We start from the raw sequence: 10,917 nt of genomic DNA, 5'->3' as shown, positions 1-10,917 counted from the left end.
GGCGATCATCGATGCCAAAAAGGACAAGCCCCACTGGGGCGCCCGCAAGATCAGGGAGCTCCTGGTGCGGCGCCTGGCAGGTGACGTGCGCATTCCCGCCCGCTCGACCATTCATGCTGTCCTTGACCGCTACGGCCTTGTGAAGCGGGCAGGCAAGAGGCGCCAGAGGGCATTGGGAACCTCCCTTTCATCCGGATCGGTTCCCAATGCCCTCTGGTGTGTCGACTTCAAGGGAGAGTTCCGTCTCGGTAATCAGGCCTACTGTTACCCGTTGACCGTGACCGACCATGCTTCGCGCTTCATCCTGGCCTGCGAGGCATTGGAGGGTACAAAGGAAGTGCCCGTCATTGCCGCCTTCCACACCCTGTTCCAGGAGCGTGGCCTGCCCGATGCCATACGTTCGGACAATGGCGTCCCGTTTGCCAGTCCCAACGGGCTCTACAATCTCTCGAAACTCTCTGTCTGGTGGCTCAGACTCGGCATCGCCATCGAACGCATCAAGCCCGGCCATCCGCAGCAGAATGGCCGGCATGAGCGCATGCACCTGACCCTGAAGCAGGAAACCACCCGGCCGGCCTGCGAAAATCACCTGCAACAGCAGGTGCGGTTCGATGACTTCGTCAGGGAATACAACACAGAACGTCCGCATGAAGGCCTCGCCATGGCGACCCCTGCAGAGATCTACACGCCGTCATCGCGCATCTATGACGGCCTGCCAGACATCGATTATCCCTTCCATGATCGCGAGGTCCTGATAACCGCCTGCGGCCGGATCTGCATGCATCGGAAAAAAATCAATATCTCCACCGTGCTCGCGGGTCAGCGTGTCGGCGTAAAGGAGGTCGACGACGGAATATGGCTCGTCTCCTTCATGCACTATGACCTCGGATACGTTGACCTCGAGCAGAGAACCCTGCAGACAATCGACAACCCGTTCGGAGCAAAAGTGTAACCCATCTCTCCGGTACATACTGTGACCTATGTGTCCGGGCCGGACAAATAACGCCTGGCAGGGGCAGTAGGACTCGAACCTACGACACCCGGTTTTGGAGACCGGTACTCTACCAACTGAGCTATACCCCTACAGGCGAAGCGGTGGTTTGCCCCAAATGCTTGCGGGCTGCAAGACAGAAGGTTCAGACAAACACCAAAACTGGAGCTGTTTTGCCCCTCCTTGGGCGCCAACGGAAAAGGCCGCTTCCTTCCGGAAGCGGCCTTTGTCTTTGTGTTGCTGTGTCCAGCCTACTTCTTGATGGACGAGACGACGCCGGCGCCGACGGTGCGGCCGCCTTCACGGATGGCGAAGCGCAGGCCCTGGTCCATGGCGATCGGCTGGATCAGCTCGACATCCATTTTCACATTGTCGCCCGGAAGGACCATTTCCTTGTCGGCCGGCAGGGTCACAACACCCGTCACGTCGGTCGTGCGGAAGTAGAACTGCGGACGGTAATTGGTGAAGAACGGCGTGTGACGGCCACCCTCTTCCTTGGTCAGGATGTAGGCTTCGGCTTCGAACGTCGTGTGCGGCGTGATCGAACCCGGCTTGCAGAGAACCTGGCCGCGCTCGACGCCTTCACGGTCAACACCGCGAAGCAGTGCACCGATATTGTCGCCAGCCTGGCCCTGGTCGAGCAGCTTGCGGAACATTTCAACGCCGGTACAGGTCGTCTTGACGGTCGGACGGATGCCGACAATCTCGATTTCCTCACCCACCTTGATGATGCCCTGCTCGATACGGCCGGTCACAACCGTGCCGCGGCCCGAGATCGAGAACACGTCTTCGACCGGCATCAGGAAGGGCTTGTCCAGCGGACGCTCAGGCGTCGGGATATAGTCATCCACAGCCTGCATCAGCTCGAGCACCTTGTCCTTGCCGATTTCAGGATTACGGCCCTCGACAGCGGCCAGCGCGGAGCCCGCGATGATCGGAATCTCGTCGCCCGGGAAGTCGTACGAGGACAGAAGTTCACGCACTTCCATCTCGACCAGTTCCAGAAGCTCGGCATCATCGACCTGGTCAACCTTGTTCAGGAAGACAACCATGGCCGGAACGCCAACCTGCTTGGCCAGCAGGATGTGCTCGCGCGTCTGCGGCATCGGGCCGTCAGCGGCGTTCACAACCAGGATCGCGCCGTCCATCTGCGCCGCACCGGTGATCATGTTCTTCACATAGTCAGCGTGGCCGGGGCAGTCGACGTGCGCATAGTGGCGGTTGGCCGTCTCATACTCGACGTGCGCCGTGTTGATCGTGATGCCGCGCGCCTTTTCTTCCGGCGCAGAGTCGATGTCCGCATAGGACTTCGCTTCGCCGCCGCTTGCTTCCGCAAGAACCATCGAAATCGCCGCCGTCAGCGTCGTCTTGCCGTGGTCAACGTGTCCAATCGTGCCGATGTTCACGTGCGGCTTGTTGCGTTCAAACTTTGCCTTGCCCATCGGGCCTCTCCTTGATGTGTCTGGTGTCCGGCCCGCCGGACGAGGTTTGATATTGAAATAGCAGGCAGACTGCCCGTTAAACGCGCCTCTTACCCATGTGCGGCGAGGGTTTCAAGCGGGCATTTGTAGGCTGGCTGCGCGCGGTGACACCCGCTTGCCTTCCGGACCCAAGGCCGGATATGCCATGAATCAGCTTATTCACCGAGGGACGTTTTATGGTTTCATACCTTTCCGCACACGCCCAGCGAGTTCGCAGAAGCCCACTGAAAGACATCGCCGCGAAACGTGCAGGTGCGTCCACCCTCACTGCAGCTGGCTGGCGCATCGATATGGCGCGGCAATACCTCGACGCCGAATCCGAGGCCGCCCTGATCGAATTCGGGCGCACCAGCGATCTCGAAGCTGAGGCAGAGGCGCTATTTGGGGCGGCCATCGTCAACCCGTCTGAAGGTCGCCCTGCCCTGCATTGGGCGCTTCGGTCGACATCGCCGCTCTCCGGAGAGGCCGAGACCGTCAGGCAAAGCGTGCTGCCTGCCCTGCAATTTGCCCGCGACGTTCGTTCCGGCAAAGAGACGACCGCCAATGGCAAGGTGTTCACTTCCATCGTTCATATCGGAATCGGCGGATCCGATTTCGGGCCACGCCTTATCGCCGATGCCTTCGAAGACTCAGCACCTGCCGGAATGGACCTTCGCTTCTGCGCCAATGTCGATCCTCTGGATCTCGACCGGGCGCTGGCCGGACTCGATCCCAAAGAGACGCTCGTCATCGGCGTGTCCAAATCGTTCGGCACCGAAGAGACTCTTTATAATCTCGCCCGTGCACGCACCTGGCTAGAGCGCGCGCTCGGTGAAGATGCCGCCCTGCACCTGGCTCTCGTGACCGCCGCCCCGGAAAAGGCGAAAGCCTGGCTCGGCGGACGCGATGCACACATGTTCGATATGCCCCTATCGGTCGGCGGACGGTTTTCACTCTGGTCGGCTGCATCGCTCGCCTGCATGATCTACCTGACCGCTGACGTATTCGAGCGGATTCTGGCGGGTGCCGAGGAGATGGACAGGCACACACGCGATACACCGCTGGCTACCAATGTGCCTATGCGCCTTGCCCTGCTCGACTACTGGAACACGTCAGTTCTGGATGACAGGATGCGCGTTCTGCTGGCCTATGCAAACCGGCTGAGGCTGCTGCCAACTTATCTGCAACAGCTCGAAATGGAATCGAATGGCAAGAGCGTCGGCCCGGACGGCGCGCAGGTGCCGGTGGCAACAGCCCCTGCCCTGTGGGGCGGGGAAGGCTCGGTCGGCCAGCATTCCTATCACCAATGGCTGCATCAGGGCTCACAGGCCGTTCCGTGCGAATTCATCCTGGCTCCCGACACCGGTCGCGATTCCGAAGGCTTGGCGGCTCTCGCTGCTCATGCCCTCGCCCAGGCCGAAGTCCTCGCCAATGGGCGTAACCTCGCTGAAGTCCTGAAAGAAGAACCCGGTCTTGAGGACAATGTCGCCCGCCAGAAGGTCCACGCCGGGGGACGCGCCTCGACATTCATGATGCACAAGGCGTTTGGACCCGAAGCCTTTGGCGCGCTGGTCGCAATGTACGAACATCGCACTTATTTTGCCGGCAAGCTTTGGGGCCTCAATCCCTTCGACCAGTGGGGCGTCGAGCGCGGCAAGACCATGGCTGCACGCTTAAAACCCGCCTTGACAGGTGATGCGTCTGCGACCGATCCCGTTACCGCCTCTCTGATCTCAGCTCTGCGCTAGACATGGCATCGATCCGAATCCTCCGCGAAAAGGCAATCGGGGAGACGCGCTGGGTCGCTTATGACGCAACAGATCGCCCGATCGCGCTGCGGCTGGACAGATGGAGCGATCAGGATACGCGCGCGCACCTCGGCAGTGTGGCCGAATGTAGAATCCGGGCGATCCATGAACGCCAGGGCGGGGCTTTTGTTGAACTCTCTCGCGGAATCGAGGCCTTCATGCGCCTTGCCGAAGGACACCGGCTGACAGAGGGCCAGAGCATTACGGTGAAAATCGTTGCGGAAGCCCGGCACGGAAAGCTCGCCCGCGTCCAGTTGATCGACCCGCGCGAAAAGGGACAGCCTCAACAAAGTGCCGCAGACCTTTGGATATCGCGCCTTGCCAATGCCGCCAACGCAATACCGGAAGATGTGCCCGTCGGAGACCCGAATATTCAGGCCGCCTGCGAAGAGGCCCTTTCGGAATTGGTAACACTGCACGGCGGCGGCACGCTCCGAATACAACCCACAGCAGCGCTTGTTGCCGTCGACCTCGACACATCAGGCCGTAATGATAATGGCCGGGCGGCTGCCCGCGCACTGCGCATAAACCTCGAGGCTGGTCGTGAACTCGCGCGTCAGATAAGCCTTCGCAATCTCGGCGGCGCGGCCGTACTGGACTGTGTTTCGCCGATCAACCGGGATGCAGGCATTAATGTGCGTGATGGATTCCTCGCCGCCTTCGCCGCCATTTCAACGCGGCAGGCCAAGGCACTTGCGCCATCGCCGTTCGGTTTGATGGAAGCATCAATCGCCTGGGGAGAAACACCCATTGCCGACCGGCTGCTGGATCTGGCAGGCGTACCGACCGACGAAACCCTGTGTCTTGACGGGCTTCGCCACTTGCAGCGAGAAGCCCGGGCGCAACCCATGGCGCGTTTCCAGTTGAACCTCCCGGAGCGCGCACATGCGTGGATGATCGGGTGCGGCCTTGACCTTCAGGCCCGCCTTGACGAGTCTTTCGGCGCCAGATTGACAATATCGCCCCACGCCAAGCCCCAGCCCGAAGTATTCCAGATATGAGCAAGCCCATTTCCCCCGAAAAGCGTACACCGAAATGCGCGCATTGCCGCAAGAAGCCCGTTTCGCCTGAGTATCGGCCATTCTGCTCGAAGCGATGTGCCGATGTCGACCTGGGTCAGTGGTTGAAGGGTGGATACGCTATCCCCGGCGCACCTGTTGAATTGGACGAGAACGTCGACAGCGGACGCGCGCTGGAAGACTTCTCAGGTGATGACTGAAAACGCGATAGACAAGCGTGCCCGGCTTGGTTATTACCCGCCTTCCCTACTGGCCCGCCCGGGTAGCTCAGGGGTAGAGCAGCGGATTGAAAATCCGCGTGTCGGTGGTTCGATTCCGCCCCCGGGCACCATTTCGCCTCCCGACAGGACACCTTCCCGCCAGACATAAGGCGGAACGACTGCCTCCAAATCGAGCAACCTGCATGTTATAGGGGGGCGCCAAGCAGCAGAACGGAACCTGGCGAAGGTTTGTGAGTACCATTGCCAGGTGCTCACATGATCAAAACTCGTCCCCATTCGTCCCGGCGCCTCGTTGCCGTATCCAATCGTACGTCATTCGGCAGCCCCAGCGCAGGCGGGCTTGCCGTGGCCCTGTCCGACACGCTCGCCGAAACAGGCGGCCTGTGGATCGGATGGAGCGGCAAGATCTTCGACATGCCGCGGCGGCGCGTCCATTTAACTGAAGAAGGCGGCGTGTCCTTCGCCCTGATCGACATGTCAAAGTCTGATTATGAAGGCTTCTATCTGGGCTATGCCAACAGCGTCCTTTGGCCGGTCATGCACAATCGACTCGATCTGGCCGTATTCGACAGCGACTATCTTGCCGCCTATACTGCCATCAATCAGCAATTCGCTCGGGCCATATCGGACCAGACCGCGCCTAGCGACCTTATCTGGGTTCAGGACTACCATTTCTTCCTGATTGCAAAGCAGTTGAAAGATGCCGGTTGTCATCGTCAGACCGGTTTCTTCCTTCATATTCCTTTTCCCGCGCCAGAAGTGTTCCGCTCGATCCCTGACCACCGATTGCTCGGTGAGGGCTTGTGCGCCTATGACGTCGTCGGCCTTCAAAGCCCGCATGATTGCAAGAATTTCACGCGCTACATTCAGGAAGAACTGGGCGCCGAACAGGTCGGGGAAGAACGCTACAGGATTGGCGACCACACCTTCACATTGCGGCTTTGCCCAATTGGAATCGACGCAGAGAGTTTCAGCCAAAGCGCAACCAGCGATGCAGCTGAAAATGCGGCGCGCAAACTCGCAAAGTTCCTAGGCGATCGGCATCTCATCATCGGCGTCGACCGGATGGATTATTCAAAAGGCCTGCCGCAGCGTTTCGAAGGCATGGCAACGCTTTTCGACAAATATCCCGTCCTCCATGGCAGCATATCCTTCACTCAGATTGCGCCGCCGTCCCGCTCCGTCGTCGAGGAGTACGCTCAACTTCGACAGCAACTCGACGAATTGTCAGGCCGCATCAACGGTGACTATGGCGATCTCGACTGGATACCCATCCGCTATCTGGCGCGCGGCTATGAGCGAGATGAACTTGCCGGGCTGTACCGTCTGGCAAGAGTGGGGCTGGTCACGCCGCTGCAGGATGGCATGAACCTCGTCGCGAAGGAGTACATTGCGGCGCAGGATCCGGACGATCCCGGGGTGCTGGTGCTCTCCCAGTTTGCAGGCGCGGCCGAGCAGATGAAAGAGGCCCTCATCATCAATCCTCATGACCGGGACGCCGTCGCTGATTCCGTGCTCACGGCGCTCAACATGCCGCTCGAAGAACGCAAAAGGCGCTGGCGTGTCCTGTATGACGGCATTTGCCGTCAGGACATCACCTGGTGGCGAGAACACTTCCTCTCTGCGTTTGACTCAGCCCCGGCCGGAACCTAGTGCAGGGCATGCCCCGCATTCCTGAACGATCCTTCACGCTTTCGGCGCACGACGCAGTCTTTCTCGACTTCGATGGCACGCTTGCCGCCCTCCAGGACGATGCGGAAACCGTCTGGCTAGCCGACGGCATGGCGCCAATACTGGAGGCCTGCGCTGACCGCCTGGACGGCGCGCTTGCCATCATTTCCGGACGTGATGCCGATGACCTCGCCAGGCGCGTGCCGCAATCCCTCTGGCGTTTCGGCAACCACGGCTTGCGCGTCCTGGCGCCGGACGAACATTCTGGTGGCAACATGACAGCGGCTCCGCATCAGCTGATCGAGGCAGTGTCGGATATTGCCGGTCGGTATCCGGGCGTTCGCGTAGAGCCGAAAGGGCAGGTTCTCGCCGTGCATTACCGCGCCACACCTTCAGCCGAAGCGGAACTCGGCATCGCCCTCAGGCAGGCTATCCAGCCCTTCGCCGGCTACAGCCTGCAACATGGAAAGATGGTCTACGAAGCCAAACCCGCCGCTGCCAACAAGGGCGACTGCCTGCTAAGGGCCATTTCGCGCGAACCCTTCGCAGGACGCCGTCCGGTAATGATCGGCGATGACACGACCGATGAAGACGCTTTCATCGCCGCCCAGAGCGCTGGCGGCATTGCGGTCAAGATCGGCGACGGCAAGACAGCCGCGCGTCATCATATGGCAACAGTGGATGACGTACACGCACTATTGAGGGAGTTTGCATCCGAATGAGCACGTTGGACATGGGCATAATCGGAAATGGAACCATCGCGGGCCTGGTCAGCGCTGACGGTGACTACCAATGGCTTTGCCTTCCGCGCTTTGATGGCGAGCCCGTATTCAATCAGCTGTTGGGCGGTTCCGGCACGTTCAATGTCTGGATCGACGGATTGAAATCGCGGTCACAAACCTATGACGCCAATACGGCTATTCTCCGTACGCGCCTGGAAGCAGAAGATGATGCCATACTGGAAATCGTCGATTTTGCGCCGCGGTTTGAAAATCGTGGCCGCGTGTTTCGCCCTGTGTCCGTAGTGCGGCGCTTCCACGTTATCTCCGGTACGCCGCGAGTGCGGATCACGCTCACGCCCGAGACAGATTGGGGTGCGCGCCAACTGCCTTCGGTGCGCGGCGTCAATCACATCCGCTTCACTGATGGCGAACTGGCCTTCCGGGTCACCACGGATGCCCCTGTTTCCTACGTCCTGTCGGGCACGAGCTTCCTCCTCGAGCATGACGTATCCTTCATCCTCGGCGCGGATGAGTCCCTGACCGATACGGTCGATGTCATTACGCTCGACTGGGAAGAACGTACGCGGAAATACTGGTCAAAATGGTCGCGCAGTCTCGCCGTGCCGTTTGAATGGCAAGACGCCACGATTCGCGCGGCCATTACGCTGAAACTCTGCGTGTTCGAGGAAACCGGCGGCATCGTGGCTGCGCTTACAACGTCAATTCCCGAACATGAAGGATCTGAGCGAAACTGGGACTACCGCTACTGCTGGATCCGCGATGCCTATTTCACGGTATCCGCCCTCAATCGCCTGTCCGCCATGGGCACGCTGGAACACTACATGCGCTGGGTTCGCAACATCGTCGCGCAGTCACGCGGCGGACACATCCAGCCGGTCTATGGCATCGGCCTCGAATCCGATCTCACCGAAGAACATGCCACGCACCTTCCCGGATATCGCGGCATGGGCCCGGTGCGCCGCGGCAATCAGGCGGCCGAACACGTTCAGCATGATGTCTATGGCCAGGTCGTTCTGGGCGTATCGCAATCCTTCTTCGATCACCGCCTGCTTTCGCCGCCCGGCATTGCCGAATTTCACCAGCTCGAACCTGTTGGTGAACGCGCCTTCGCCGTGCACGACACGCCGGATGCCGGCATCTGGGAATTCCGGACCATCGCCAACGTGCACACGTCCTCAGCGATCATGTGCTGGGCCGCCTGCGACCGCCTGTCGAAGATCGCCTCGCACCTTTGCCTGCCCGACCGCGCAACCTATTGGACCGAGCGGGCCGCCATCATCCACCAGACAATTATGGAAAAGGCCTGGAATCCCGACATTGGCGCCTTCACTGCCGCGTTTTGCGGCGATGACCTCGACGCGTCAGTGCTGCTCATGGCCGAGATCGGCTTCCTCCCGCCAACTGACGCGCGCTACATCGCAACGGTTGATGCAATCGACAAAACCCTTCGCGAAGGCAACCATGTCTATCGCTACAAGACCGAGGATGATTTCGGGCGCCCGAAGACGGCCTTCACCGCGTGCACCTTCTGGCATATCGATGCCCTGTTCCGCGTCGGCCGCTCAGACGAGGCGCGCGAAATGTTTGAATCCGTTCTCGCCAGCCGCAACCATGTCGGCCTGCTGTCTGAAGATGTTGATCCCGTCACCGGCGATCTCTGGGGCAACTTCCCGCAAACCTATTGCATGGTCGGCATCATCAATTCGGCGGCCCTGCTCAGCAAACCGTGGACGTCCGTAGTCTAGATTCAGGCTGCAACATCCGACGATTTTGATCGCGGTACCGACGCGTCGAGCACGCCCGGAACGTCCCATTCTCCCTCTGGCCGGATCATGACCATGGGATCGGTTGCGGGCTTCAACACCTGCGGGTGCTCAGGTAGAGGAATTTCGATCTCAAGGTAATCGAAATCCGAGAACGAGAATTGCGGGCGTCCTTCAGCCAGCTTGCATCGGAACGTGCGCGACCAGACTGGCCAGAGGCGCGACTGGATCTGTGCGATCATCAACCGGTACCCTTTTCGCGTGGCCAGTTCGAACGCCTCGGCCAGCATGACCGGCAATGCAGGGCGTCCCCTCTCACTGCGCAGCAGAACGACGCGTTCCAGTTTGGCAAAACCGGCAAACCATCTCATACTGAGCGTGCCGACCGCGTTTTCACCGTCAAAAACGAGAAAGTGCGTAGCGCATAGGTCGTTTCCGTCAAATTCCTCTGTGTACGGGCACGCCTGCTCCGCCATGAAAACTGCCGCGCGTATGGATACCATCTTCTGGTAGTCTTCCAGAGTGCGCACAGGCCGCGCTGCGTAACGCTCAAAAGCGCCCGCTGGCACAGCGCGACACAATACAGTCTCTCCGATCGACGGCCTGTCCCTCACGCCGCTTCCCCGGAAACAGGTGTCAGCGCTTCCTGGACATAGAGGTCTGCAAGTCCCCCTTCATAGGGCGTAAAGCCGAGGCGTTCCATGGATCGCCGGCCATCTTCGGTCGCGCCGCGCGCAAAGCATGGATAGGCACTGAACAGCTCCACGCGCATGACCGCCGCCGCAGTCATCACGTTCCATCGCGCCTCGCGTGTCGCGCCAGCATAGACGCCGATATAGAAAGCAGTACAGCCCTCTCCATTTGAACACAGATGCGCCGGATCGGGTCGCGCCGGATTGTAGGATCCATCCCGAACGGCCGCTTCACCTTGCTTTGACAAGGGCAAGGTCAGGAAAATGCCCTCGACGGGGTCTCCCGTCACCCATGCCGTCATTCCCGTGATACGATCCATTTCGGCCACGGCGTCGGGATCGGCAATCTTTGAAGACATCAGCGACTCGGCCAGCGCAATGCCCTGTTCCAGCTCCGAACGGGTCGCCCGGCGGAAGCCGAATGCCGCGCCTTTTTCAGCCACACGGGCCAAATCGATAAAGCCAAATCGCGTAAAACCATTTATGATTGTATTCATATCTGTTTACCACTAGAAGCGTACTTAAGTGATGCCACAGGCGTTGCTGCGT

10 protein-coding genes and 2 tRNA genes are annotated in these 10,917 nt (G+C 60.0%); 8 read left to right on the top strand and 4 right to left on the bottom strand.

The features are described 5' to 3' along the window. Positions 1-952 (top strand): IS481 family transposase (locus VR74_RS00510; protein ID WP_045693487.1); only part of this gene is annotated, 952 nt, incomplete at its 5' end. Positions 953-1,007: 55 nt separating this feature from the next. On the opposite strand, the gene VR74_RS00505 is transcribed toward VR74_RS00510, so the two are convergent. Continuing rightward, positions 1,008-1,083, bottom strand: a tRNA-Trp gene (locus VR74_RS00505). Positions 1,084-1,242: 159 nt separating this feature from the next. Further along, a complete protein-coding gene (tuf, locus tag VR74_RS00500) occupies positions 1,243-2,433 on the bottom strand; it encodes an elongation factor Tu (protein WP_045693485.1) in 1,191 nt (396 codons plus the stop codon). 215 nt (positions 2,434-2,648) lie between these two features. On the opposite strand from tuf, the gene pgi reads away from it, so the two are divergent. The 7 genes from pgi (at position 2,649) to VR74_RS00470 (ending at position 9,658) form a co-directional block, all read left to right on the top strand. Continuing rightward, on the top strand, positions 2,649-4,199 hold the full coding sequence (gene pgi, locus VR74_RS00495) for a glucose-6-phosphate isomerase (RefSeq protein ID WP_045693483.1): 1,551 nt from the start codon (positions 2,649-2,651) through the stop codon (positions 4,197-4,199). Between the two features lie 2 nt (positions 4,200-4,201). Next, positions 4,202-5,260, top strand: coding sequence for a ribonuclease E/G (locus tag VR74_RS00490; protein ID WP_045693481.1), 1,059 nt, complete (start codon positions 4,202-4,204; stop codon positions 5,258-5,260). Beyond that, complete coding sequence (gene yacG / locus VR74_RS20205; RefSeq protein ID WP_299949226.1) at positions 5,257-5,478, top strand: DNA gyrase inhibitor YacG; 222 nt, start codon at positions 5,257-5,259, stop codon at positions 5,476-5,478. Before VR74_RS00490 ends, yacG begins: the two co-directional genes overlap by 4 nt. A 56-nt stretch (positions 5,479-5,534) precedes the next feature. Continuing rightward, positions 5,535-5,609 (top strand) — tRNA-Phe (locus VR74_RS00485). A gap of 145 nt (positions 5,610-5,754) precedes the next feature. Further along, positions 5,755-7,152, top strand: a complete 1,398-nt coding sequence (locus VR74_RS00480; RefSeq protein WP_045693479.1) for a trehalose-6-phosphate synthase — start codon at positions 5,755-5,757, stop codon at positions 7,150-7,152. An 8-nt stretch (positions 7,153-7,160) separates the two neighbouring features. After that, complete coding sequence (otsB, locus tag VR74_RS00475; protein ID WP_045693477.1) at positions 7,161-7,892, top strand: trehalose-phosphatase; 732 nt, start codon at positions 7,161-7,163, stop codon at positions 7,890-7,892. Beyond that, the gene (locus VR74_RS00470) at positions 7,889-9,658 is read left to right on the top strand and encodes a glycoside hydrolase family 15 protein (RefSeq protein WP_299949224.1); all 1,770 of its coding nucleotides are present in this window, start codon (positions 7,889-7,891) and stop codon (positions 9,656-9,658) included. Before otsB ends, VR74_RS00470 begins: the two co-directional genes overlap by 4 nt. A gap of 2 nt (positions 9,659-9,660) precedes the next feature. Here the strand turns inward: VR74_RS00470 and VR74_RS20200 are convergent, their stop codons facing one another. Together VR74_RS20200 and VR74_RS00460 are read right to left on the bottom strand one after the other, a co-directional pair. Beyond that, the gene (locus tag VR74_RS20200) at positions 9,661-10,047 is read right to left on the bottom strand and encodes a hypothetical protein (protein ID WP_299949220.1); all 387 of its coding nucleotides are present in this window, start codon (positions 10,045-10,047) and stop codon (positions 9,661-9,663) included. A gap of 239 nt (positions 10,048-10,286) precedes the next feature. After that, positions 10,287-10,865 carry a hypothetical protein gene (locus VR74_RS00460; RefSeq protein WP_045693472.1) on the bottom strand — a complete coding sequence of 193 codons (579 nt, stop codon included), beginning with the start codon at positions 10,863-10,865 and terminating at the stop codon, positions 10,287-10,289. Between the last annotated feature and the right edge of the window lie 52 nt (positions 10,866-10,917).

The organism is Hyphomonas sp. BRH_c22, from assembly GCF_000961795.1.
Classification (GTDB): domain Bacteria; phylum Pseudomonadota; class Alphaproteobacteria; order Caulobacterales; family Hyphomonadaceae; genus Hyphomonas.
Note: the sequence above shows the minus strand (reverse complement) of the source record. Positions and strands in the feature narration are given on the sequence as shown.